Annotated in this window: 24 protein-coding genes; 12 read left to right on the forward strand and 12 right to left on the reverse strand. The window is 60.6% G+C overall.

What is annotated here, in order from left to right; translation table 11 throughout:
* Positions 1-22: 22 nt before the first annotated feature.
* Entirely contained in the window at positions 23-1,930 is a 1,908-nt protein-coding gene (locus ACTJKM_RS27655) for an AMP-binding protein (protein WP_058327498.1), read from the reverse strand.
* Between the two features lie 111 nt (positions 1,931-2,041).
* The gene (locus ACTJKM_RS27660; protein WP_058327497.1) at positions 2,042-2,701 is read right to left on the reverse strand and encodes a YggS family pyridoxal phosphate-dependent enzyme; all 660 of its coding nucleotides are present in this window, start codon (positions 2,699-2,701) and stop codon (positions 2,042-2,044) included.
* A 223-nt stretch (positions 2,702-2,924) separates the two neighbouring features.
* Between ACTJKM_RS27660 and leuS the strand changes: the two genes are divergently transcribed.
* From leuS to holA, 3 genes are read left to right on the forward strand one after another with little or no spacing between them, the layout of a single operon-like run.
* Positions 2,925-5,552, forward strand: a complete 2,628-nt coding sequence (gene leuS, locus ACTJKM_RS27665; protein WP_058327496.1) for a leucine--tRNA ligase — start codon at positions 2,925-2,927, stop codon at positions 5,550-5,552.
* A complete protein-coding gene (gene lptE, locus ACTJKM_RS27670; protein WP_057252012.1) occupies positions 5,539-6,072 on the forward strand; it encodes an LPS assembly lipoprotein LptE in 534 nt (177 codons plus the stop codon). Before leuS ends, lptE begins: the two co-directional genes overlap by 14 nt.
* Before the next feature lie 12 nt (positions 6,073-6,084).
* Positions 6,085-7,119: a DNA polymerase III subunit delta gene (gene holA / locus ACTJKM_RS27675; protein WP_058327494.1), complete on the forward strand. Its 1,035-nt coding sequence runs from the start codon at positions 6,085-6,087 to the stop codon at positions 7,117-7,119.
* A gap of 219 nt (positions 7,120-7,338) precedes the next feature.
* Here holA and ACTJKM_RS27680 read toward each other — a convergent pair whose 3' ends face one another.
* The 8 genes from ACTJKM_RS27680 to hemE form a co-directional block, all read right to left on the reverse strand.
* On the reverse strand, positions 7,339-8,229 hold the full coding sequence (locus ACTJKM_RS27680) for a ParB/RepB/Spo0J family partition protein (RefSeq protein ID WP_057252014.1): 891 nt from the start codon (positions 8,227-8,229) through the stop codon (positions 7,339-7,341).
* Positions 8,230-8,264: 35 nt separating this feature from the next.
* On the reverse strand, positions 8,265-9,059 hold the full coding sequence (locus ACTJKM_RS27685; RefSeq protein ID WP_057252015.1) for a ParA family protein: 795 nt from the start codon (positions 9,057-9,059) through the stop codon (positions 8,265-8,267).
* Between the two features lie 15 nt (positions 9,060-9,074).
* Positions 9,075-9,716 (reverse strand): 16S rRNA (guanine(527)-N(7))-methyltransferase RsmG, encoded by a 642-nt coding sequence (rsmG, locus tag ACTJKM_RS27690; RefSeq protein WP_058321626.1) that lies wholly within the window; start codon positions 9,714-9,716, stop codon positions 9,075-9,077.
* Entirely contained in the window at positions 9,713-11,596 is a 1,884-nt protein-coding gene (gene mnmG, locus ACTJKM_RS27695) for a tRNA uridine-5-carboxymethylaminomethyl(34) synthesis enzyme MnmG (protein WP_440661408.1), read from the reverse strand. Before mnmG ends, rsmG begins: the two co-directional genes overlap by 4 nt.
* Positions 11,597-11,696: 100 nt before the next feature.
* Positions 11,697-13,025 (reverse strand): tRNA uridine-5-carboxymethylaminomethyl(34) synthesis GTPase MnmE, encoded by a 1,329-nt coding sequence (gene mnmE / locus ACTJKM_RS27700; RefSeq protein WP_058327492.1) that lies wholly within the window; start codon positions 13,023-13,025, stop codon positions 11,697-11,699.
* 375 nt (positions 13,026-13,400) lie between these two features.
* Positions 13,401-14,666 carry a transcription termination factor Rho gene (gene rho, locus ACTJKM_RS27705; protein ID WP_093233478.1) on the reverse strand — a complete coding sequence of 422 codons (1,266 nt, stop codon included), beginning with the start codon at positions 14,664-14,666 and terminating at the stop codon, positions 13,401-13,403.
* A gap of 194 nt (positions 14,667-14,860) precedes the next feature.
* Positions 14,861-15,403, reverse strand: coding sequence for a protoporphyrinogen oxidase HemJ (gene hemJ / locus ACTJKM_RS27710; protein ID WP_057252019.1), 543 nt, complete (start codon positions 15,401-15,403; stop codon positions 14,861-14,863).
* Complete coding sequence (gene hemE, locus ACTJKM_RS27715) at positions 15,400-16,431, reverse strand: uroporphyrinogen decarboxylase (RefSeq protein ID WP_110879966.1); 1,032 nt, start codon at positions 16,429-16,431, stop codon at positions 15,400-15,402. The genes hemJ and hemE overlap by 4 nt, the downstream gene beginning before the upstream one ends.
* Positions 16,432-16,838: 407 nt before the next feature.
* Between hemE and ACTJKM_RS27720 the strand changes: the two genes are divergently transcribed.
* The 5 genes from ACTJKM_RS27720 to dnaQ are packed head-to-tail and all read left to right on the forward strand — an operon-like array spanning position 16,839 to position 20,440.
* Positions 16,839-17,660 carry a pyruvate, water dikinase regulatory protein gene (locus ACTJKM_RS27720; RefSeq protein ID WP_110879967.1) on the forward strand — a complete coding sequence of 274 codons (822 nt, stop codon included), beginning with the start codon at positions 16,839-16,841 and terminating at the stop codon, positions 17,658-17,660.
* A gap of 31 nt (positions 17,661-17,691) precedes the next feature.
* Positions 17,692-18,291, forward strand: coding sequence for a Maf-like protein (locus tag ACTJKM_RS27725; protein WP_440661418.1), 600 nt, complete (start codon positions 17,692-17,694; stop codon positions 18,289-18,291).
* Positions 18,284-19,141: a shikimate dehydrogenase gene (locus ACTJKM_RS27730; protein ID WP_112995089.1), complete on the forward strand. Its 858-nt coding sequence runs from the start codon at positions 18,284-18,286 to the stop codon at positions 19,139-19,141. Before ACTJKM_RS27725 ends, ACTJKM_RS27730 begins: the two co-directional genes overlap by 8 nt.
* A complete protein-coding gene (coaE, locus tag ACTJKM_RS27735; protein WP_112995088.1) occupies positions 19,141-19,743 on the forward strand; it encodes a dephospho-CoA kinase in 603 nt (200 codons plus the stop codon). Before ACTJKM_RS27730 ends, coaE begins: the two co-directional genes overlap by 1 nt.
* Positions 19,736-20,440: a DNA polymerase III subunit epsilon gene (gene dnaQ, locus ACTJKM_RS27740; protein ID WP_112995087.1), complete on the forward strand. Its 705-nt coding sequence runs from the start codon at positions 19,736-19,738 to the stop codon at positions 20,438-20,440. The genes coaE and dnaQ overlap by 8 nt, the downstream gene beginning before the upstream one ends.
* 61 nt (positions 20,441-20,501) lie before the next feature.
* Here dnaQ and secB read toward each other — a convergent pair whose 3' ends face one another.
* Positions 20,502-21,005: a protein-export chaperone SecB gene (secB, locus tag ACTJKM_RS27745; RefSeq protein ID WP_057252025.1), complete on the reverse strand. Its 504-nt coding sequence runs from the start codon at positions 21,003-21,005 to the stop codon at positions 20,502-20,504.
* Between the two features lie 182 nt (positions 21,006-21,187).
* Complete coding sequence (locus ACTJKM_RS27750) at positions 21,188-21,694, reverse strand: FxsA family protein (protein ID WP_112995086.1); 507 nt, start codon at positions 21,692-21,694, stop codon at positions 21,188-21,190.
* A gap of 211 nt (positions 21,695-21,905) precedes the next feature.
* Between ACTJKM_RS27750 and ACTJKM_RS27755 the strand changes: the two genes are divergently transcribed.
* Genes ACTJKM_RS27755 through ACTJKM_RS27770 form a run of 4 tightly spaced genes read left to right on the forward strand, consistent with a single transcriptional unit; the run spans position 21,906 to position 24,659 of the window.
* Complete coding sequence (locus ACTJKM_RS27755) at positions 21,906-22,610, forward strand: Tim44/TimA family putative adaptor protein (protein WP_057252027.1); 705 nt, start codon at positions 21,906-21,908, stop codon at positions 22,608-22,610.
* 15 nt (positions 22,611-22,625) lie between these two features.
* A complete protein-coding gene (gene mltA, locus ACTJKM_RS27760) occupies positions 22,626-23,726 on the forward strand; it encodes a murein transglycosylase A (RefSeq protein WP_112995085.1) in 1,101 nt (366 codons plus the stop codon).
* Complete coding sequence (locus ACTJKM_RS27765; protein ID WP_112995084.1) at positions 23,719-24,285, forward strand: Smr/MutS family protein; 567 nt, start codon at positions 23,719-23,721, stop codon at positions 24,283-24,285. The genes mltA and ACTJKM_RS27765 overlap by 8 nt, the downstream gene beginning before the upstream one ends.
* Positions 24,282-24,659: a helix-turn-helix domain-containing protein gene (locus ACTJKM_RS27770; protein ID WP_058321614.1), complete on the forward strand. Its 378-nt coding sequence runs from the start codon at positions 24,282-24,284 to the stop codon at positions 24,657-24,659. The genes ACTJKM_RS27765 and ACTJKM_RS27770 overlap by 4 nt, the downstream gene beginning before the upstream one ends.
* The last annotated feature ends 47 nt before the right edge of the window (positions 24,660-24,706 follow it).

Here is a 24,706-nt window from a genome sequence, read left to right on the forward strand (position 1 = left end):
CATAAGCCGGCTCAGGAAGTCGCTAGATGCCGATTCCCCGGCCATGCAGCGCCAACGTGATCTCGTCCAGGATAACCGGGTCGTCGATCGTCGCCGGCATTTTCCAGGGTTGGCGATCGGCAATTTTCTGGATCGTAGCCCGCAGGATCTTGCCCGACCGCGTCTTCGGCAGTCGCTTGACGCAAATCGCCATGCGGAAGGCCGCCACCGGCCCGATGCGCTCGCGCACGAGGCTGATCACTTCGCGTTCGATCTCCGACGTTTCACGGGAAACATTGGAATTGATGACGAGGAAGCCCGCTGGCACCTGACCCTTCAAATCATCGGCTATCCCGATGACGGCGCATTCGGCGACATCAGGATGGCTGGCGCAGACCTCCTCCATCGCCCCGGTCGAGAGCCGGTGACCGGCGACGTTGATGATGTCGTCGGTGCGCGCCATGATGAAGATATAGCCATCCTCGTCGAGATAGCCGGCATCGGCGGTCTTGTAGTAACCGGGGAATTCTTCGAGATAGGCCGCGCGGAAACGATGGTCGGCATTCCAAAGCGTCGGCAGGCAGCCGGGCGGCAGCGGCAGTTTTACGACGACATTGCCGAGCGTGCCCGGGCCGACCGGATGTCCGGCATCGTCGAGAATTTGGACATCATATCCCGGCAGTGGGACCGCCGGAGAACCGTACTTGACCGGCAGCAGGCCGAGACCCATGGGATTGCCGGCCACCGGCCACCCGGTCTCCGTCTGCCACCAGTGATCGATCACCGGAACCCCAAGCGCCTTCTCCGCCCAGCGGATCGTATCCGGATCCGCCCGCTCGCCGGCAAGGAACAGCGCGCGGAAGCGCGACAGGTCATAGCGGCCGACATAGGACGCGTCGGGATCGTCCTTGCGGATCGCGCGCAGAGCGGTCGGCGCCGTGAACATCACCACGACACCATGCTCGGCAATGATCCGCCAATAGGTTCCGGGGTCAGGCGTGCCGACCGGCTTGCCCTCGAAGAGGATCGAGGTGCTGCCGTTGAGGAGCGGGCCATAGACGATATAGGAGTGGCCGACGACCCAGCCAATGTCGGAGGCCGCCCAGAACACTTCGCCCGGCTGAACGCCGAAGAAATTTTCCATCGACCATTTGAGCGCAACCATGTGGCCGCCATTATCGCGCACCACGCCCTTGGGCTGGCCGGTCGTGCCCGACGTGTAGAGCACATAGAGCGGATCGGTGGAGGCCACGGGTGTGCATCCGACCTCTTCGCCCGCCTGTTTTGCCGCTACCAGCGCCGATGCGAAATCGATGTCGCGCCCCTCCATCATCTCCGCTTCCGCCATTTCCCGTTGGAAGACGAGGCAATGCGCCGGCTTGTGGGTCGCGATCTCCAGCGCTGCATCGAGCAGCGGCTTATAGGCGACCGTTCGGCCGGGTTCGATGCCGCAGCTTGCGGAAACCACGAGCTTCGCCTGGCAATCGTCGATGCGCACGGCCAGTTCGTTGGCGGCAAAACCGCCGAAGACCACCGAATGCACGGCGCCGATCCGGGCGGCAGCCAGCATGGCAACCGCCGCCTGCGGGATCATCGGCATGTAGATGATGATGCGATCACCCTTGCCGACACCGAGCTTCCGATAGACGGCAGCCAATGCTGCCACATCGGCAAGCAATGCCGCATAGGAGATGCGCTCGACACACCCGGTGACCGGACTGTCATAGATGAAGGCGATCTGCTCGCCGCGCCCGGCTTCGACGTGGCGGTCGAGACAGTTGTAGCAGGTGTTCGTCGAGCCACCGGCATACCAGTGCCCGTAAGTACCGCCCGCGGCATCGAAAGCGCGTTGCGGACGCTCGAACCAATCGATGGCGTCGGCAGCACCGGACCAGAAGCCTTGCGGATCCGCCTTCCAGGCGGCGTACACTTCGGAATAGCGACTCGCCATTTCCGTTCCTCCCTATGCATTTGCCGGACATGTCCGGCCTCCTCGTGCACAAGGATAGGCTAATGGGTGGGCAGGGGAACCCCGACGAAAGCGTAATGCGGCGAAATGGCGTTATCGCGCGCCGAAAATGGCCGAACCGACGCGGACGCTGGTGGCGCCGAACTGCACGGCCGTCTCGAAATCGCCGGACATGCCCATCGACAGCTTCTCGAGCTTGCAGGCTGCGGCCAGCTTGGCGAGCAGGGCGAAATGCGGGCCGGGATTTTCCTCGACCGGCGGAATGCACATCAGCCCCTCGATCTGCAGACCCAGCTCCTGGCGGCAGAAATCGACAAAAGCGACCGTTTCCTCCGGTGGGATGCCGGCCTTCTGCGGCTCCAGCCCGGTGTTGACCTGAACGTAGAGCCTGAGGTTCCGGCCCTGCTTCTGCATCTCTGCGGCGAGCGCGCGGGCAATCTTCTCACGATCGACGGTCTCGATGACGTCGAACAGAGCAACCGCCTCGGGCGCCTTATTCGATTGCAACGGGCCGATCAGGTGGAGTTCGAGACCGGATGTCTCTGCCTTCAGTTCCGGCCACTTGCCTTGCGCTTCCTGCACGCGGTTTTCGCCGAAGACCCGCTGGCCTGCGGAAATCACCGGCCGGATTGCATCGGCGTCGAAGGTTTTGGACACGGCGACCAGCGTGGCGGCACCCTTGGCACGATGAGCAGACTTCTCTGCCGCCTGAATCCGGCTCACGACATCCTGCAATCGCTCTTGGACTTCCATGGACCTTTGCTCCGAAACGGATTTCTCAAACCACTCACCGAGCGGATTAGGCAAAGTTGATCGGCTTGCCAAGACCGCCACCCTCATGACGGGCGCAAATCCGCCAAAGTGTCGCGGCAAACCCTTCAAAAACTTGACCGTCAGGCGGTTTCGTGGTGAAGGTCACCCCAACTATCATGAGGCGCCTCTATGCGCCGCAGAACTTCCGGAACATCGAAAAGACATGTCTAGCGAACGATACAATCCGCGTGATGCCGAGCCCCGTTGGCAGCAGGAATGGGAAAAGAACGAGGTCTTCCAGACCGAGAACGACGATCCGCGCGAAAAGTACTACGTGCTAGAGATGTTCCCCTATCCGTCGGGCCGCATCCATATGGGCCACGTGCGCAACTACACCATGGGTGACGTGGTGGCGCGGTACAAGCGTGCCCGCGGCTTCAACGTGCTGCACCCGATGGGCTGGGACGCCTTCGGCATGCCGGCCGAGAACGCCGCCATGGAGCGTGGTGTGCATCCAGCGAGCTGGACCTACCAGAACATCGCTTCGATGAAGGCGCAGCTTAAGGTCATGGGCCTGTCGCTCGACTGGAACCGCGAATTCGCGACCTGTGACCCCGCCTACTACCAGCGCCAGCAGCATCTGTTCCTGGACTTCCTGGAAAAGGGCCTCGTTTACCGCAAGCAGTCCAAGGTCAACTGGGACCCGGTCGACAACACCGTGCTCGCCAACGAGCAGGTGATCGACGGCCGCGGCTGGCGCTCGGGCGCGCTGGTCGAACAGCGCGAACTGACGCAGTGGTTCTTCCGCATCACCGACTTCAGCCAGGAACTGCTCGACGCGCTGGACACGCTGGATCAGTGGCCCGAGAAGGTGCGCCTGATGCAGAAGAACTGGATCGGTCGCTCCGAAGGCCTGTCGCTGCGTTGGGAGCTGGTCGAAGGCACCGCCGGTGACGCGACCGAGCTGACCGTCTACACGACCCGTCCGGACACGCTCTTCGGCGCTTCCTTCCTGGCGATCGCTGCCGACCATCCGCTGGCTAGGCAGGCGGCGGCGACCAATCCGGAAGTCGATGCCTTCTGCGAGGAGTGCCGCCGCGCCGGCACCTCGCTCGCCGCGCTGGAAACGGCGGAAAAGAAGGGCATCGATACCGGCATTCGCGCCAAGCACCCGCTCGATCCGAGCTGGGAACTGCCTGTTTATGTCGCAAATTTCGTACTGATGGACTACGGCACGGGCGCCATCTTCGGCTGCCCCTCCGGTGACCAGCGCGACCTCGACTTCGCCCGCAAATACGACCTGCCGGTTGTTCCGGTCGTTATGCCGAAGGACGGCGATGCCGCAACCTTCGCCATCGGCGACGAGGCCTATATCGGCGACGGCGTGATGATCAACTCGCGCTTCCTCGACGGCCTGTCGACGGAAGAGGCATTTGAGACAGTCGCCTCGAAGCTCGAGCAGGAAACGCTCGACGGCACGCCGAGCGCCGAGCGCAAGGTGAACTTCCGCCTGCGCGACTGGGGCATTTCGCGTCAGCGCTATTGGGGCTGCCCGATCCCCGTCATCCATTGTGATGACTGCGGTGTCGTGCCGGTTCCGAAGGCCGACCTGCCGGTCATTCTGCCGCCGGACGTCACCTTCGACAAGCCGGGCAATCCGCTCGACCGTCACCCGACCTGGCGCCACGTTGCCTGCCCGCATTGCGGCAAGGATGCCCGGCGCGAGACGGACACGATGGACACCTTCGTCGATTCGTCCTGGTACTTCACCCGCTTCACCGCGCCGTGGGAAGACAATCCGACCGACCCCAAGGTCGCCAACCATTGGCTGCCGGTGGATCAATATATCGGCGGCATCGAGCACGCGATCCTGCACCTGCTCTACTCGCGCTTCTTCACCCGCGCGATGAAGGCGACCGGTCATGTCGCGCTCGACGAGCCGTTCAAGGGTCTCTTCACCCAGGGCATGGTCGTGCACGAAACCTATAGCCGCGGCGAGGGTGCCCAGCGCGAATGGGTGACCCCGGCCGAGATCCGCATCGAGGAAATCGACGGACGCCGCCGCGCCGTGCTGCTCGAGACCGGCGAGGAAATCGCCATCGGCTCGATCGAGAAGATGTCGAAGTCGAAGAAGAACGTCGTCGATCCCGACGACATCATCGCTTCCTATGGCGCCGATACCGCGCGCTTCTTCGTTCTCTCCGATTCGCCGCCGGATCGTGACGTCATCTGGTCCGAAGCCGGTGTCGAAGGATCACATCGCTTCGTCCAGCGCGTATGGCGCTTGATCAGCGAGGCGGCCGAAAAGCTGCGCGGGATCGAAGCCGTACCGGCGCTTGAAGGCGAGGCCCTTGCCGTTTCTCAGGCCGCGCACAAGACGCTGCGCGCGGTCGAGGCGGATTATGACAAGCTGGCCTTCAACAAGGCCGTGGCACGGATCTATGAGCTCGTGAACACGCTTGCCGCACCGCTGACACAGGTTGCCGCCGGCAAGGCGGACGCAGCGCTCGCGAGCGCTGTAAAGGACGCCACGACGATCCTGGTCAGCCTGATTGCACCGATGACGCCGCACCTCGCCGAGGAATGCTGGCGCGAAATCGGCGGCGAGGGGCTGATCGCGGAGCGCGGCTGGCCGACGTTCAATCCTGCGCTGGTCGTCGAGAACGAAATTACCCTTCCCGTGCAGATCAACGGCAAGAAGCGCGCCGATTTGACAATCGCCCGCGATGCGGATCAGAGTGCGATCGAAAGCGCCGTCCTGGCGCTCGATGCCGTCAAGTCCGCGCTCAACGGCAGCAGCCCCAAGAAAATCATCGTCGTGCCCCAGAGGATCGTCAATGTCGTTGTCTGATAGAGCTGGCTCCCGTATCCGGTCGTTTCCGGTGCTGGCAGGTGTTCTTTTGCTGACCGCGCTCGCCGGCTGCCAGGTCAGGCCGCTCTACTCCGATCCTGTCGGTACGTCGACGGCGCTGGCGGCGATCGAGATCTCCGATGCCGACGAGCGCGTCGAACAGGAAGTCCGCAACGCGCTGATCTTCCTTGTGGCGGGCGGGCAGGGCGAACCGGTAAACCCGCAATATCACCTGTCGCTGGACGTCACGAGCCGCGCCATGGGCGTGCTCTATGATCAGAACAAGGACCGCGTGGATCGGGCAAGCGCCGGACGCATCGTCGTCAAGGCGGACTACAACCTGACGAAGATCGGAACGGGCGAGACGATCAAGTCTGGCAACCGCACGGCGGTCGCGCTTGTCGACTTCTCCGTCCAGGAATTTGCCAAGGTGCGCGCCGTGCGCGATGGCGAAAACCGCGCCGCAAAGGAATTGGCCGAGCTGATCCGGGCTGATGTTGCCGCGGCCCTCAGTCGCTAGTCCGGTGTCGGGATGAGCGAAGTCAAGTCGCACGAATTCGACTCCTTCCTCCAGAAGTCCGTCGGGGTCTACCGGCTGTTCATTCTCTACGGGCCCGATCGCGGGCTCGTATCCGAGCGTGCGTCCGCACTCGCCGCGCGCTGCGGCGTGCCGCTGGATGATCCCTTTTCCGTCCTGAAGCTCGATGTCAGCGAGCTGGCGCAATCGCCCGGCCGGCTGCTGGACGAGGTCAATTCCATCGGCCTGTTTGGCGGTGAGAAGCTCATCTGGGTGCGGGGAGCAGCCAACGAGAAGTCACTCGTCGACGCGATGCAGCTTTTGGCGGCCGAGCCGCCCTCAGGCAGCTATGTGATCGTCGAGGCCGGTGACCTGAAGAAGGGTGCCGCCCTTCGCAAGATCGGCGAGACGTCCCGCTCTGTTGCCTGTATCGCCTGCTACAGTGATGACGTTCGCGGCCTGCAGGCCTTGATTGATAAGGAACTTGGCGACGAGAAGCTGGGAATCACGCCGGCCGCCCGTGCGCGCCTGGTGGACGCTCTCGGCGGCGACCGTCTGGCGTCACGCAACGAGCTGCGCAAGCTCGCCCTTTACTGCCGTGGGAAGACGGCCGTGGACGAGGAGGACGTGCTCGACATCGTCGGCGATGCCAGCGCCATTTCCGTCGATGACGCGGTCGATGCGGTGCTCAAGGGCGATCTCGATGGCCTGCTGCACGCGATGCAAAAGATCACGACCTCGAAGACCCCGGCGTTTCTGGTACTGCAGGCCTGTCTGCGACAGTTCCAGCAGCTCGACGTGATGCGCGCCGAGATGGACGCCAGTCGTCAACAGGCAGGGCAAGTGATTGCGACGCTCGGGCGTGGTCTGCATTTCCGACGCAAACCGATCGTCGAGGCCGCGCTGAAGCAATGGACGGCGCCGGCGATACGCCGTGAACTCAATCGCCTGCAGACGACAATCTTTCAAAGCCGCAGCCGCGCAAGCCTCGAGGAAAGCCTTGTCTTGCAGAACCTCATGGCGATTACGGTGCAATCCGCACGGCGTTGATGCGTTTGGCCCAGGGGAATTCAGCCGGCTGAGGTCGCTTGCTTCCTTCATTTCCTAGCTGGAATTGCCTCTTTACACGCATGGATCCGCGTCCTTGCAGGCGATCCCTTTGAATCTGGTCCGTTCGCGCAGAAAGATTAGAGAAATCAATATATTAAGGCGCGCCCTTGTTTGCAGGGGGCGCCTCTCGATTGTTCTCACAATGGCGTTTGTATGCGCTCAGCGGCGCTCGAGCAGACGGCAGATCTCCTCGAGCTGATCGAGCGTCTTGTAAGCGATGCGAAGATGGCCGCCGGAAGCCTTGTGATTGACGGTGACCTCGAGGCCAAGGCTATCCGACAGGGTGCGTTCAAGCGCCAGCGTGTCCGCATCCTTCTCGTCGCGGCGTGCCGTCTTGCCGAAATTCGGGTCGTTCTGCGCGCGGATATCGTTCTGGGCGATGCGCTCGGCATCACGCACCGAAAGCCCCTTGGAGACGATCGTGCGGGCCAGCGCCGCCGGATCCGACGTCGGAATCAGCGCGCGCGCATGCCCGGCAGACAGCGCGCCTTCCGACAGCATGTCGCGCACCGGTTCCGGCAATTTCAGCAGTCTCAGGCTGTTGGCGACGTGGCTGCGGCTCTTGCCGATAATTTCGCCGAGATCGTTCTGCGTATAACCGTGCTCGGCAATCAACTGCTCATAGCCGAGCGCCTCGTCGAGCGGGTTGAGATCCGAGCGCTGAACGTTTTCGACGATCGCGATCTCGAGCGCCGTGCGATCGTCAACGTCACGGATAATGACCGGAATCTCGGTGAATCCGGCTAACTGTGCGGCCCGCCAACGACGTTCGCCGGCGATGATCTCGTAGCGGTCGGCGCCGATCGTGCGAGCGACAACAGGCTGAACGATGCCGTGCTGACGAATCGAATTGGCGAGATCCTGAAGCTCGGCTTCGTCGAACTGCCGGCGCGGGTTGCGCGGGTTGCGCGACACGAACTCAATCGGCACACGCCGGTCCGGATTGACCGGGGCAGGGGCGGAAGCACCTGCCTGCAACGGTTGATCCATCTCGCCGATCAACGCGGCCAGTCCGCGACCAAGCCGTCTCTTCGAGCTATCGTCGTTCATATCGTCACCCGATTTAAATTACGCTACCGAAATGATTATGCAGCCTTGCGCTGGCGTTCACGCTGAATCACTTCCGATGCCAACTGCAGATAGGCCTGGCTTCCAGCGCATTTCAGATCATAGAGAATCGCAGGCTTGCCGTAGGACGGCGCCTCCGAAACGCGAACATTGCGCGGAATGAGCGTGTGATAGACCTTGTCGCCAAGATGGGTCCGGACATCACTGACGACCTGCTGGGCGAGATTGTTGCGCGAGTCGAACATCGTCAGCACGATACCCTGTATATCCAGCGACGGATTCACCGATCGGCGAACCTGATCCACAGTTTCCAGCAGCTGGCTGAGACCTTCCAGCGCGAAGAACTCGCACTGCAACGGCACCAGCACCGAATGCGCTGCGGCCATGGCATTCATCGTCAGGAGATTGAACGACGGCGGGCAATCGACGAGCACATAGGAGTACTCCATCGCCGCCGGGCTGACCAAAGCTTTGCGCAGGCGGAAGACCCGGTCCGGTTCCTGAGAAATCTCCATCTCGACGCCGAGAAGATCCATAGTCGAAGGCACAATCGAAAGATTCGGCACAGCGGTTTGCTGTGCTATCTCGTTGATCCCGTGCGAGCCCATCATCAGCTCATAGGATGAGAGGTTCCGATCGCGCCGCTGAATACCCAGACCGGTGCTGGCATTGCCTTGCGGATCGAGATCGACGATGAGGACTCGTTCGCCGATTGCCGCGAGAGCAGTCGCCAGATTGATGGCGGTCGTCGTTTTACCGACTCCACCTTTCTGATTTGCGATTGTGATGATGCGATTTCTTGCGCCAAACATGTTTCCGCTCGCCGATCACTGAACCTTGCGTGATAGATTTGCGATCTCGAGCACAACAGAGTCCGGCTCGACGACGCTTGGATGTTTTACCAGATCGAACTGATAGCGGCCAATGGCTTTGTCGATTTCGCGCTGGTAATCCCGCCCTTTGTGGAAATAGGCGACCGTTTTGCGCTCATCTGCCAGCAACCACGGCGCAGAGTAGTCGAGCAAGAGCGTCAAATCGGCCAAGGCCCGCGCCGAAACCGCGTCGGCGTGCGGAATCACCTTGCCGGCTTCTTCGATTCGAATCGGGTGAACGGAGCCACGCGCGCCCGTTTCGGCCAAGGCGACTCGCAAGAATGCGGCTTTCTTGTTGTTGCTTTCGACGAGATGCACCCAGCCGTCAGCGAACTCCGAGAGATAGATCGCCGTAATGATGCCCGGGAAGCCGCCGCCGCTTCCCAGATCAACCCAGGTCTTTGGCTCGGGCGACAACTGTACAAGCTGCAAGCTATCAACGATATGGCGGCGCCATAGATCCTCAATCGTCGAAGGCGCTACGAGATTGATCGACTTCGCCCACTTCTGAAAAAGGCGGGCAAAGTGCTCCAGGCGTTCATTCGTTTCACGTGAAACACGCAGTCCGTTCAACACATCGATTGGACTCGTTTTCATTGTGCACTTGCCTTTTCTTCGCGTTCTGCGCTTCCGTTTTGACGCTTCAGCCAGGCAAGGATCAGCGATGCGGCGGCGGGCGTCATGCCATCCACCTTCATCACCTGCGACAGATTGCGCGGGGCATGCTGTTTCAGCTTCTGCTTCAACTCATTGGACAATCCCGACAGCCTGTCAAAGTCAAAGCCTTCAGGGATCACCAGATTTTCCTCGCGGCGAATGCCTGCAATATCCGCCGCCTGCCTGTCCATATAGACCGCATAGGCCGCGTCAATTTCCAGCGCCTCGACGACCCGTGAACCAATCGACGACAGCTCCGGCCAGATCGGCACCAAGGCGGAAATCGATTGATCCAGATAGGAGAGGATTTCAAAGGCGGTGCGCCGCTGGCCATCCTGGTTCAGCTTCAGGCCATGACGATTGCCTTCGGCTGGCGTCACCGAGAGGCTCTTCAACAGTTGCCGTCCATCATCGAACTGTACTTGCCAGTCGGTAAAGCGGTCGCGGCGCGCATCTGAAATACAGCCGAGTTCCATCGCCAATGGCGTCAGTCGCGCATCGGCATTATCAGCGCGCAGCGACAAACGATACTCCGCTCGAGATGTAAACATGCGGTAAGGCTCGGTAATGCCGCGCGACGTCAGGTCGTCGATCATGACGCCGATATAGGAGTTGGTGCGGCTGAAGATCACCTCGGGCCGACCGGTCGCCAGCAGCGCCGCATTCAGGCCCGCGACCAGCCCCTGGGCGCCGGCTTCTTCGTAACCTGTCGTCCCGTTGATCTGCCCTGCCAGGAACAGGCCGGGCATCTTGCGCACCGCCAGCGTCGCGTTCAACTCGCGCGGATCCACATGGTCATACTCGATGGCATAGCCGGGCTGCAGGATCGCCACATTCTCCAATCCCGGAATTGTTCGAATGAACGCCTCCTGGATATCAGCCGGCAATGAGGTCGAGATCCCATTCGGATAGATGGTGTCATCGTCGAGGCCCTCCGGCTCCAAGAAGATCTGATGACCGTCGCGCTCGCCAAAACGCACGATCTTATCTTCGATCGACGGGCAATAGCGCGGACCGACGCCTTCGATCTGACCCGAATACATCGCGGACTTTCCGATATTGTCGGCGATGATCTTGTGGGTGGCCTCGGTCGTGCGCGTCACGCCGCAATCAATCTGACGGTTCAGAATGCGGTCGGTCATGAAGGAGAACGGTACAGGATCCTCGTCGGGACCTTGTCGGCCGACACTGTCCCAATCGATTGTGCGCCCATCCAGGCGTGCCGGCGTACCGGTCTTCAGACGTCCCAGCTTCAGACCATAGCGCAGCAGTGTCGCCGAAAGCCCAACAGAGGGTTCTTCACCAACGCGGCCAGCCGGGATCTTCTGGTCGCCGATATGGATCAGCCCCTTCAGAAAGGTGCCGGTCGTCAAAACCACGGACGTCGATGCAAACGTCCGGCCGTCCTTCATGACGACACCGCTGACCTTGCCATCGCTCTCGATCAAGTCGAAGGCGTCACCCTCAACCACCGTGAGGTTGGCAATGCCGCTTATTTCGCGCTGCATGGCTTCGCGATAAAGGCGCCGGTCGGCCTGCGTGCGCGGACCGCGGACAGCCGGGCCCTTGCGACGGTTGAGCAGGCGAAACTGAATCCCGCCGGCATCGGCGACCCGACCCATCAGACCATCCATGGCATCGATCTCGCGCACGAGATGGCCCTTGCCCAATCCACCAATCGCTGGATTGCAGGACATCACGCCGATGGTCGACGCCTTGTGCGTGATCAGTGCCGTGTTGGCGCCGAGACGTGCAGCCGCGGCCGCCGCCTCGCAACCGGCATGTCCACCGCCAATGACGATAACATCATACTGGGTCATTGCTCATATCTCCAAGCCAGCACACCTTTGCACCGGCACGAATCGTTTCACGTGAAACACAACGAAGGACTCGCAAACGTTGTATCGTTGTTTCCACAGACTATTTTCCGATACAGAATTCGGAAAATATCACATCCAAAAGGTTCTCGACATCCACCCGCCCGGTAATCCGTCCAATCGCGTCTCCGGCAAGACGAAGCTGCTCTGCTCGGATGTCCAGGCCGTAATGTTGCCCCGCCAAGCTCTCTTCGATTGCCCGAAGAGCCTGCCGGAGACTATCGACGTGACGGCGACGTGAAGGCAAGGCAAGGGACGTTCGACCGCTGAGGTCGGGGAGATGGGCGGCGATCGCATCCAACAGGCGATCCATGCCTTCACCCGTCCGAGTCGAGATCAAAACATCGGCTTCATCAGGAGACCACCGCCAATCGTCTCGATCTATCTTCGTTGCTACACGCAAGACGGCGGTGTCGTCCGATGTGATATCGGACAGAGAATCAAAGCCGCTCGCCGTCTCCGAGAGGAGGAGGATCAAATCTGCTCGCTCGATAACTTCTCGCGCGCGACGTATGCCCTCTTGCTCGACACGTTCCTCGGTTTCACGCAGGCCGGCTGTATCGTAGAGTTTGACGGAGAATCCGGCTAACGAAAGGTCCACTGAGAGCACGTCACGCGTCGTTCCTGCGATTTCCGTAACGATGGCGATATCTCTCTGCGCCAGCGCATTCAGCAAGCTCGACTTGCCAGCATTCGGCTCACCGGCGATGACAATCTTCAGCCCATCCCGGATGATCTCGGCAATCGGCGCATCGGCGATGTGTGTGGCGATCTCCTGTGCAAGCACGGACATGTCCTGCCAGATGCGTTCGCTCACCGAGCCCGGCACATCGTCCTCGTCAGCAAAGTCGAGTTCAGCTTCGATCATCGCCCGCGCATGCGTCAGGCGCTTCGCCCAGGCCGCGTAGACTTTTGATTGCCCGCCGCCGGAGTGTTCGATCGCCAGGCGGCGCTGCATTTCGGTCTCGGCAACGATCAGGTCAGCGAGACCCTCGACTTCCACCAGATCCAACTTGCCGTTCTGGAAGGCGCGCCGTGAAAACTCACCCGCTTCGGCGTGGCGCAGCCCTTCGAACTTCGAAAGCTCCTCGAGCAGGGCGTTCACCGCAGCGCGGCCGCCGTGGATTTGAAACTCGGCGCAGTCCTCGCCCGTGAAAGAGGCAGGACCAGGGAAATAGAGAACGAGGCCGCTATCGATCACGAAACCGTTGCGAGAGCGAATCGATTTGAGCGTCGCTATCCGCGGTGATGGGGCCTCGCCACACAATGCCTCAAGCACCGCTGCGGTGTGCTGGCCGCTGACACGCACAACCGCGACACCAGCGGGAAGGGCTCCGCTGGAAAGCGCATATATCGTGTGCATCGCTGTCATTGGCTCACCTGGAAAGACCGCCGAGACGGCAGGGCGCCTCGCTGGTCGAAACAATGGGGATCGTCGAAGTTCCAGACCGGATCGTTTTTTCTTCGCGGAGCGTGCTCACGCAGAATGGAAACGGCATCTCAAAAGGGTCGGGGAGCTTATGCCGAAACGGCGCCGAAATATCAAGGTCCTGCCACGCTCATGTTTCATGGCGTCGGTGTGTTTCACGTGAATCAGCCGCAACGATCAAGGCTCCAGACCTTGGGGAATTGAGATTGTTGCGAGGCCGAATCGATGTCGAAAAATGAATCCGGCTAAGGTTTTCGCAAAGTAAAAGACCGGCCGACAAAAGCCGACCGGTCTTTGAAATCAGATATCGAACGGTACTTACGTGTTCATCGAATCGAAGAAATCGCCGTTGTTCTTCGTCTGCTTGAGCTTGTCGATGAGGAACTCGATCGCGTCGGTCGTGCCCATGGGCGCCAGGATGCGGCGGAGCACGAAGATCTTCTGCAGATCCTGGCGCGGCACCAGCAGGTCTTCCTTACGCGTACCGGACTTGAGGATGTCCATCGCCGGGAAGATGCGCTTGTCGGCGACCTTGCGGTCGAGCACGATTTCCGAGTTGCCGGTGCCCTTGAATTCTTCGAAGATGACTTCGTCCATGCGGCTGCCGGTATCGATCAGCGCGGTCGCGATAATCGTCAGCGAACCGCCTTCTTCGATGTTGCGGGCAGCGCCGAAGAAGCGCTTCGGGCGCTGCAGCGCGTTGGCATCGACACCGCCGGTCAGGACCTTACCCGATGACGGAACGACCGTGTTGTAGGCGCGGCCGAGGCGGGTGATCGAGTCGAGCAGGATGACGACGTCGCGGCCGTGTTCGACAAGACGCTTCGCCTTTTCGATCACCATTTCGGCGACCTGGACGTGGCGCGTCGCCGGCTCGTCGAAGGTCGATGAAACGACTTCGCCCTTCACCGAGCGCTGCATATCCGTCACTTCTTCCGGACGCTCGTCGATCAGAAGAACGATCAGGTAACATTCTGGATGATTGGCAGTGATCGAATGCGCGATGTTCTGCAACAGAACCGTCTTACCGGTGCGCGGCGGTGCGACGATCAGACCGCGCTGGCCTTTGCCGAGCGGCGCCACCAGGTCGATGACGCGGGCGGAGAGATCTTTCGACGTCGGAACCTCGAGCTCCATCTTGAAGCGCTCGTTCGGATAGAGCGGCGTCAAGTTGTCGAAGTGAACCTTGTGACGGATCTTTTCCGGATCGTCGAAATTGATGGTGTTGACTTTGAGGAGAGCGAAGTAGCGCTCGCCTTCTTTCGGTCCGCGGATCGGGCCCTCGACCGTGTCGCCGGTCTTCAGCGAGAAGCGGCGGATCTGGGAAGGCGAGATGTAGATATCATCAGGACCGGGAAGGTAGTTTGCATTCGCGGACCGGAGAAAGCCGAACCCATCCTGCAGCACTTCAACAACGCCTTCGCCGATGATTTCGATATCCTGAGCCGCGAGCATCTTGAGGATCGCGAACATCAGCTCCTGCTTGCGCATCGTGCTGGCGTTCTCCACCTCGAGCTCCTCGGCAAAGGCGAGCAGATCGGTCGGCGTCTTGTTCTTGAGTTCTTGTAGCTTCATTTCAGCCATGAAGGATCCATGTTTGGTATGGGTAGTGGAGAGATGGCGAGTATTCGTTGGGGAGCTGCGGCTGGAAGAGGCAGGCTCTTGTCTTTGTCACAAGCCATGAAGAGGAGATGGCAGAAAATAGCGATTCACGTGAAACCCTGCAAGGGGCTGTCGCAAATTAGAAACGACTATTGCAAATCACGAATCGATTAAATTCAGAACGGCTTCACCACGACCATGATCACGATGAGAATCATCAGCAGCGTCGGGGCCTCGTTCATCAGCCGCCAATAGCGCGCATCGTGCTTGTTTTCGTCACGCTGAAATTCGCGAACGCCACGGCTGAAGCGCATGTGGACTGCCGTCAAAAGCACCACGAACAGCAGCTTGGCGTGCAGCCACCCGCCGTGGAAGCCATAGACGCTCCAGGCGAGGTAGAGGCCGAGCACCCAGGAGATCATCATCGCCGGGTTCATGATCACCTTCAGCAGCCGCATCTCCATCATCTTGAAGGTTTCCGATTGCGCGGAGCCCGGCGCGGCGTCGGTGTGGTAGATGAAAAGGCGCGGCATGTAGAGCAGGGCTGCCATCCATGACATCACCGCGATGACATGCAACGCCTTGATCCAGAGATAGAAATCATCCGGCCGCCAGACGAAGAGACCGACGAGAAGCGCCACGAAAGCACCAAGCGCGATCGTTGCCCTGAGCCGCGCCCTGTTGCCGGGCGCTAAGTCGGTCTGCTTCTCGGCCATCATTGCGCTCCACGAACCCGCGCAACCAGCGCCGACACGTGATCCGGATCGGCCTGCGGCGTGATGCCATGGCCGAGATTGAAGATCAGCGGCCCATGGCCAAGCGCATCGAGAATACGATCGATGCCTTCCTCGAGCGCCATGCCGCCCGCCACGACCCGCATCGGATCGAGATTGCCCTGGACCGGCCCTTCCTTCTGCAAATCCTTCGCAAAGGAAAGCGGCACGGTCCAGTCAAGGCCGATGGCGTCGGCGCCCGTCGCCTGGCGATAAGTCTTCAACAACTGACCGGCGCCTTTTGCAAAGGCGATAATCTTTGCATTCGGCCGCTGCGCCCTGACCGAAGCGATCATGCGCTGCACCGGCTTGACCGCGTAACGGGCGAATTCCTCCTCGCCGAGAACGCCGGCCCAGGAATCGAAGATCTGCACGGCATCGGCGCCGGCATCGATCTGCCGCACGAGATAATCGGCCGAGACATCCGCCAGGAAGGACAGCAGATGATCGAAGGCTTCCGGGTTGCGGTAGGCGAAAAGGCGGGCAGGGGCCTGGTCCGGCGTCCCGTGTCCGGCGATCATATAGGTCGCAACCGTCCAGGGAGCGCCACAGAAACCGAGCAGGGTCGTTTCGACGGGAAGTTCAGCGCGCAACCGCGATACCGTCTCAAAGACAGGCTGGAGGTGCTCAGCGATGCCCTCCGGCTTCAGGCGCAAAATACCGTCGACATCGATCGGATCCATTCGTGGCCCGTGGCCTTCCTCGAAGCGCACATTGCGTTTCAGAGCATCGGGAATGACCAGGATATCGGAGAAGAGGATGGCAGCGTCGAAAGCGTATCGACGGATCGGCTGCAGCGTCACCTCGACTGCGAGATCGGGTGTGTAACAGAGATCGAGGAAGCTCCCGGCCGTAGCCCGTGTAGCCCTGTACTCCGGCAGGTAACGGCCTGCCTGGCGCATCAGCCAGATCGGAGGAGGAGACACCGTCTTCCCTGCCAAAACCTCCAGAACCTTTCTGCGCGTTTCGGTCACGGATCATCTCTCCCAATATAAAATCAAAGATATTTAGAAGGTTTCTATTTCTTAGAGTCGGTGGGTATCAAGGATTAAAACAAGCCACTGACTTGTCCACGGCTGTCGCTCGGGACAACGCGCGATGGGACAGTGTCTGGGTAATCTGGAAAAACAGTGCAGAGAGACGAATAAAGGCATTTGGATTCAGTCGATTAGCGGAACCACGGTTTTACTCGCGCTTGTGGACAAGCGGTTGATACGCGTGACACTTTGTCATCGTCGCGAGTCTTTTCCACATTTGCCCCGAAACGGTTTCCGCGACAGCGCCAATTGTGAATAAGTCGGCAGTTTTCCACTTGCCTGGGTCGGCGCCCCGTCGTTAGCTGTCTTTCATCCCGGCTTATCAACAGCACCAGGAGAATTGCGTGGAGAACAAGAAAAACTACTTCCACCTTCACCTGATTTCGGACTCGACGGGCGAGACTCTGATCGCTGCCGGACGCGCTGCGGCCGCTCAATTTCAGAGCTCGCATGCGCTGGAACATGTCTATCCGCTGATCCGCAACCGCAAGCAGTTGCTGCAGGTCCTCGACGCCATCGATGGTGCGCCCGGCATTGTGCTCTATACGATCGTCGACCGCGAACTCGCCGATATCATCGATCGCCGTTGCCGCGAGATGGGTGTCCCTTGCGTCTCGGTGCTCGATCCGATCATCGACCTCTTCCAGTCCTATCTGGGATCGCCGTCGCGCCGCCGCTCGGGCGCCCAGCACGTGATGGATGCGGAGTACTTCGCCCGCATCGACGCCCTCAATTTCACGATGGACCATGACGACGGTCAGTTGCCCGCCGATTTCGACGAGGCGGATGTCGTTCTGGTCGGCATCAGCCGGACGTCGAAGACGCCGACCAGCATCTATCTCGCCAACCGCGGCATCAAGACGGTCAACATCCCGATCGTTCCGGGCGTGCCGCTACCCGAAAGATTGATGGAGGCGACGAAGCCGCTCGTCGTCGGCCTGATCGCCACGGCCGACCGTATCTCGCAGGTGCGCCAGCACCGGGTGCTCGGAACGACGCAGGGCTTTCACGGCGATCAATATACGGACAAGGCCTCGATTACCGAGGAACTGAAATATGCCCGGTCGCTTTGCGCCCGCAACAATTGGCCGGTCATCGACGTCACCCGCCGTTCGATCGAGGAAACCGCGGCGGCAATCGTTGCCCTGCGTCCGCGTCTGCGCTAGACCCGAATCGAACAATACGGGAACCTGCATGATGAATCTTTCGCTCGTCCTGGCCTCGGCAAGCCCGTTTCGACGTGCGCTCCTGGAAAATGCCGGCCTCGTTTTCGAGGCGAAGGCAGCCAAGATCGATGAACGTGCGCTGGAAAAGCCACTCGAAGAAGCCGGTGTGGCACCCGAAACTGTAGCGCTCGCGCTGGCGGAGGCAAAGGCGCGCGACGTCGCCGGCCATTTCGGCGACGCGTTGGTGATCGGCTCCGACCAGACCATGTCTCTGGAAGCACGGGTCTATCATAAGCCGAAGGACATGGCGGAAGCGGCTCAGCACTTGCTGTCGTTGTCCGGCAAGACCCATCGCCTGAACAGCGCCATCGTGCTTTTGCACGGTGAAGAGGTTGTCTGGCGGCACGTTTCTTCCGCCCACATGACCGTGCGGCCGCTGACGGCAGCTTTCGTCGATCGCCACTTGCAGCGTGTTGGCGAAAAGGCGCTTTCGAGCGTCGGCGCCTATCAATTGGAGGGCGAGGGGATCCAGCTCTTCGAGAAGATCGAAGGCGACTACTTCACCATCCTCGGTCTTCCGATGCTGCCGCTGCTCGCCAAACTTCGTGAACTGGGAACGATCGATGCGTGATTCACGTGAAACATTTGTTAACCACGCCTTCGTCACCGGCTATCCGATCAAGCACTCCCGGTCGCCTCTGATCCATGGTTATTGGCTGAATGAGCTCGGTCTGCGCGGCAGCTATCGCGCGCATGAGGTCAGGCCGGAAGATTTTGCCGCCTTCATCGAAAGCCTCAAGGACGGAACGTCCGGTTTCTGCGGCGGCAATGTCACCATCCCGCACAAGGAGCTCACCTGTCGTCTGGCGGATCGGCCGGATGAGCTGAGCCAGGAACTCGGCGCGGCCAATACGTTATGGCTCAGAGATGGAGCGGTGCACGCCACCAACACTGATGGCCGCGGCTTCGTTGCCAATCTCGATGAGCGGGCGGCTGGCTGGGACAAGACGTCAACCGCAGTCATTCTCGGCGCAGGCGGCGCCAGCCGTGCGATCATTCAGGCCGTCCGTGATCGCGGCATCAAGACGATCCATGTCGTCAATCGGACGGTCGACCGGGCGAAGGAACTCGCCGATCGTTTCGGCCCGGCGGTCGAAGCGCATCCGATGGGCGCGCTCAAAGAGGTGATGGCGGGTGCCGGTCTGTTCATCAACACCACGTCACTAGGCATGGATGGCAGCGAAGCGCTCGTGCTCGATTTCGGCGTCATGGCTTCCAGCGCCGTCGTCACGGACATCGTCTATGTTCCCCTGAAGACGCCGATCCTCGCGCAGGCAGAGGCGCAAGGTTTTGCGATTGTCGACGGTTTGGGCATGCTCCTGCACCAGGCCGTCCCCGGCTTCGAGCTCTGGTTCGGCTGTCGGCCGACGGTCGATGCCACGCTTCGACAACGCATCATCGATGACATGGACCGGCGCTGATGATGATCCTTGGGCTCACAGGATCGATCGCCATGGGCAAGTCGACGACGGCCCAGATGTTCCGTGACTTCGGCGTTCCGGTGAACGATGCCGATGAGGTGGTGCACCAACTTTATCGCGGCGAGGCAGTTGCGCCGGTCGAGGCGGCTTTTCCCGGAACGACGAAAGACGGCGAGGTTGACCGGTCCGAACTGTCGCGCCAGCTCATGGAGGCGCCGGGACGGCTGTCCGAACTCGAGGCGATCGTACATCCGCTCGTGCGCAAGAAGGAACAGGAGTTCCTTGCAAAGTACGCGGCTACAGCTGCGCCCTTTGTCGTCCTGGACATCCCGCTGTTGTTTGAAACAGGAGCGGAAAAAAGGGTCGACCGCGTCATCGTGGTGACCTGCTCGGCCGAGCTCCAGCGCGATAGGGCGTTGAAGCGACCGGGAATGACAGAGGGAAAACTCGCGATGATCCTTGCGCGGCAGGTGCCGGACAGCGAAAAGCGTAAACGCGCCGACTACATCATCGATACCAGCGACAGTTTCGACGTCACCCGCGGCCAGGTGAAGGCGGTCGTCGACGAACTCGCAGCCAGAAACGGAGACGCGGATGCGTGAGATCATCTTCGATACGGAAACGACGGGGCTCGACAATCGCGAGGACCGGGTGATCGAAATCGGCGGTGTCGAACTCGAAAACCAGTTTCCGACCGGCCGCACGCTCCACATCTTCATCAATCCCGGCAGCCGCAAGGTTCATCCGGATGCGCTCGCCATCCACGGGATCACCGACGACTTCCTGAAGGACAAGCCGCCCTTCGCCGATGTCGTCGATGAGATCCTAGATTTCTTCGGTGATGCGCGTTGGGTCGCCCACAACGCCACCTTCGACATGGGCTTCGTCAACGCCGAGTTCGCGCGTCTGGGACTGCCGCCGATCGCCATCGATCGGGTGACGGACACATTGGCGCTTGCTCGCCGCAAGCATCCGATGGGGCCGAACTCGCTCGATGCGCTTTGCCGTCGTTACGGCATCGACAATTCGCACCGCGCGAAACACGGCGCTCTTCTCGACTCCGAACTGCTCGCCGAAGTCTATATTGAGATGATCGGTGGTCGTCAGGCAGCGCTCGGCCTTGTCTCGACGAAATCGGCGGGGCAGTCGATCGAGCTCGATGATGTGCCGATCGTCATCGGCCAGCGTCCGCGTCCGCTGCCGAGCCGGCTGTCGGAGGACGATCTTGCGGCTCACGCTGCGCTGATTGCCAAGATCGGCGCCAAGGCGATCTGGGCAAAATACGATCCCCAGGAATAACCAGGCATCAAAAAAGCCCGGCGCGAGCCGGGCTTCATTGTTTCAGCGTTCTGATTTTCGATCAGTTCGCGGTTTCGTTCGAGTTCGAAACCTGAGCACGGACCTTTTCTTCTGCCATGCGCTGCGCGAACATCTGCGCGAAGTCGATCGGGTCGATCATCAGCGGCGGGAAGCCACCATTGCGGGTCGCGTCGGCAACGATCTGGCGCGCGAACGGGAACAGCAGGCGCGGGCACTCGATGAAGAGCAGCGGCAGCATGTGCTCCTGCGGGAAGCCTGCAACGCGGAAGACGCCGCCATAGGCGAGCTCGACATTGAAGAGAACACGGTCGCCGTCCTTGGCTTCGGCGTTCAGTGACAGAACGACGTCGAAATCGTTCTCTGCGAGCGGATTGGCGTTGACATTGACGTTGATGTTGATCGACGGCGCCTTGTCACGAGCCTGCAGCGAACGCGGAGCGCCCGGGTTTTCGAAGGAAAGGTCCTTGATATACTGGGCGAGGATATTCAGCGACGGGCTCTGCTGCGCGCTGCCGTTGCCGTTGGATGCGGTATCAGTCGTCATAAGGGTTCCTCGACATCAATTCGGTGAGGCCATCTAGCATTTCGGCCTAGGGCTTACAACCCTGCGGACCCGGCGCTTTCAGGCGGATGCGCGTACCTTTGCTCCAAACCGCCAAGCCAGGATTATGCTCCGGAATGTGGGCGACAGAGTGCCGGATGCGCATTCCGCCAAACGCTCCTCGTCTAGGGGCGATCGCGGTCCCCACCTTGCGGCGGATCCTCGTCGTCCTTCCGCGAAAATTCGCCTTCGTCGAGGTCGATGACGCGCGTCGAGGGTCGTGGCTGCCGCGGGTCGTCTTGTGGGTACCAGTTCGTCCCGGATGCCGCCGTCACGATCGTCATCCTCTTGCGCAGATAGGCGGCCACGACGTCGCGGACAAAGGGCAGAAACAGGAGGAGACCGATCACGTCGCTGACGAAGCCCGGTACGACGAGCAGGATCGCCGCGACGAACAGCAAGGCGCCGCCGATCACCTCCCGGCCCGGGTCACTGCCTGTGCGGGTGGCATCCTGCATCCTGCGGATGACGGTAAATCCCTGGACTCGGAGCAGGATCACACCCACAAATGCGCTTGCAAGCACCAGAAGCAGCGTCATCAAAAGTCCGATCTCTCGGCCGACGACGACGAAACCGGCGATCTCGGCGAGCGGGAGCCCGAAGATGACAAGGGGAATAAGAAATGAGCGCATCAATCTGCCCGAAAATGAAACCTGGTGTTCCCTTAAATCGTCTCCGACTTAAGAGCAAAAACATGCAGCAACTCTAAAGCGCCACAGCGACCTTTGTGCGTCTTAAAAGACGTTCGGTGCTGTAAGGGTGCGACATCGCCATTTGAATGATCTATTCTTGCGGACTATATGGAATAGCCACGAGAAATTCTAACAGCGGTTCCGGGTGGAAATGGGCTCTTTTGACTTCATCACGTTTTTTTTCCTGATCGCCGCGGTGGTCATTTTCCTGCAACTGCGCAGCGTTTTGGGCCGCCGGACAGGAAGCGAACGGCCGCCATTCGATCCCTATTCGCCGCGAGACATGAGCCAGGGGCCGGAAAACGGCGACAAGGGCAAGGTCGTGCAATTGCCGCGACGCGAGAGCGCGGAAGAAGAAGCGGGTCGTTACGAATCGATCGATGCCTTCGCCAAGGCTGGCACAACACTGAACACCCAGCTTCGAGCGCTGAGCGACGCTGATCCGAGCTTCGATCCCAAGGAATTCGTCAACGGCGCCAAGATGGCCTACGAGATGATCGTCATGGCCTTTGCTGACGGTGACCGCAAGACGCTGAAGAACCTGTTGTCCCGCGAGGTCTATGAAGGCTTCGACGCGGCGATCACCGACCGGGAGCGCAAGGGCGAAGTCGTCAAGTCCACCTTCGTCGGCATCGACAAGGCCGACATCATTCACGCCGAAGTGAAGGACAGCGAAGAGAACATCACGGTCCGTATCGTCAGCCAGCTGATTTCGGCGACTTATGACAAACAGGGTGGCCTGATCGACGGCGATGCCGAATCGGTTGCCGAGGTCAATGATCTCTGGACCTTTGCGCGCGACATCCGTTCGCGGGATCCGAACTGGAAGCTGATCGCCACCGAATCCGAAAATTGAGCGGCCGTGGCGACGATGTCCTTTCGACTTGAACCCGTCAGTTTCGACGATCTTCCGGGCTGGCGGGACGACGACCCGACCAAGGTGATAGAGGCGATGCGCCGCTGTCAGAAGCACGTCTCGACCAAGCCCTATCGCACCGGATCGATGGGGATCTCGGCCGATGATCTTATGCCGGCCTTCTCGGCTTCGTCAGCCGACGTCGACACAGCTGACGGCGCACGGGCCTTCTTCGAGAAGCACTTCGCACCGTTCCGGATCAAACCGGAAGCGGGTTCCGGCTTTGTCACCGCCTTCTACGAACCGGAAATCGAGGTTCGCGCCGAAGCGGACGAGACCTATCGCTATCCGCTCTACCGACGCCCTGCGGATCTGGTCGATATCGACGACACCAACCGGCCCGATGGGATGGATCCCTATTTCGCCTTTGGTCTTTCCGAGGATGGCCGGATCAGCGAGTATCCGGACAGGCGGGCAATCGAGCAGGGCTACCTTGCCGGCCGCGGCCTGGAGATCGCCTATGCGAAGTCCAAGGTCGAAGTTTTCTTCGTTCATGTCCAGGGTGCGGCGCGGCTCCTATTCCCGAATGGTTCGCGTCGCCGCGTCACCTATGCCGCCAAGACCGGCCACTATTTCTCAGCCGTCGGCAAACTGCTGATCGAACGCGGCAAGATCGATGCCGCGACCGTCTCGATGATGAGCATTCGCGACTGGCTGGAGGCGCATCCGGACGACGTCGATGAGGTCCTCTGGCACAACCGGTCGTTTATCTTCTTCCGCGAGGCCGCTGTCGAGGACGAGCACCTGGGTCCGATCGCCGCTGCCAAGGTCTCGCTCGAGCCGGGACGTTCCTTGGCGGTGGACCGGCTGATCCATACCTTCGGCGTACCCTTCTATATCGCGAGCGAGAGCCTGACACGCCTCGATGACGGAAAGCCCTTCCAGCGCCTGATGCTGGCGCTCGACACGGGGTCGGCAATCGTCGGTCCAGCGCGCGGTGACATCTTCACCGGTTCCGGCTTCGAGGCGGGCGAACGGGCCGGGGCAGTTCGTAATCAGGCCGACTTCTATGTTTTCGTTCCCAAGGCGGCCGCGGCACGATACGGCCATGCCTAAGAAAAAAGAGCTTTCGTCCGAAGATCGCATTCTCTGGGGCAAGGTTGCCCGCTCGACGAGACCGATGCCGGGTCGGCTCGACGACCTGATGGACATGTTGGCCGTAGACGAAGAGCCGAAGGCGCAGGAAGAACCGAAAGCCAAGCAGCAGCAGAAATCGACCGGCGCCGTCGAACAGCCGGGTATCGCGCTGACGAAAAAGACGGGCGAGAAACTGCATCATCCGCTTGAGAAGCCGGTCAAGCGCAAGCTCGCCAAGGGGCGCCTGACACTCGAAGCCCGGATCGACCTGCATGGCATGATCCAGAGCGAAGCGCATGGTTTGCTGTTGCAGTTTCTCTTAAGGGCGCATGAGCGCGGGCTGCGCCATGTGCTCGTCATAACCGGCAAGGGCACCTCGTTCGGCAGCGACGGTGCTTTGAAGCGGGCGGTACCGCTCTGGTTCTCCTTGCCCGAGTTCCGGCCGCTGATCTCATCCTACGAGCAGGCCGCCCGCAACCATGGCGGCGAGGGTGCTCTATATGTCCGCCTGGCGCGTGTGAGGGGAAGCGCGATATGACACCCTTCGGCGAGGCGCTGCGCGAACTCAGGCGCAGGAAGGGCGTGTCGCAGAAACAGATGGCAGCGGCGATCAACGTTTCGGCCGCCTATCTCTCAGCCCTCGAACACGGAAAGCGCGGCGCGCCGAGCTTCGATTTTCTCCAGCGGGTGGCCGGCTATTTCAATGTGATCTGGGATGAGGCGGAGGAGTTGTTCCGTATCGCCAACGTCTCCGCACCGAAAGTCGTGCTGGACACGTCGGGCCTGACGCCGGAGCACACGGCATTTGCCAACCGCCTCAGCGAACAAATCCGCGCTTTGTCGCCTGAGACGATCCGCGCCCTGGAAGATGTTTTGGAAAAAGCCACATTTCCTGATAATGACAGGGGATGAATGCCTGTTTCCGGCCGCTGCCCGGCGGTCCGGGATTTGGAACCGTG

Origin of the sequence: Ensifer sp. 22460, from assembly GCF_052044935.1 — a bacterium.
GTDB lineage: Bacteria > Pseudomonadota > Alphaproteobacteria > Rhizobiales > Rhizobiaceae > Ensifer.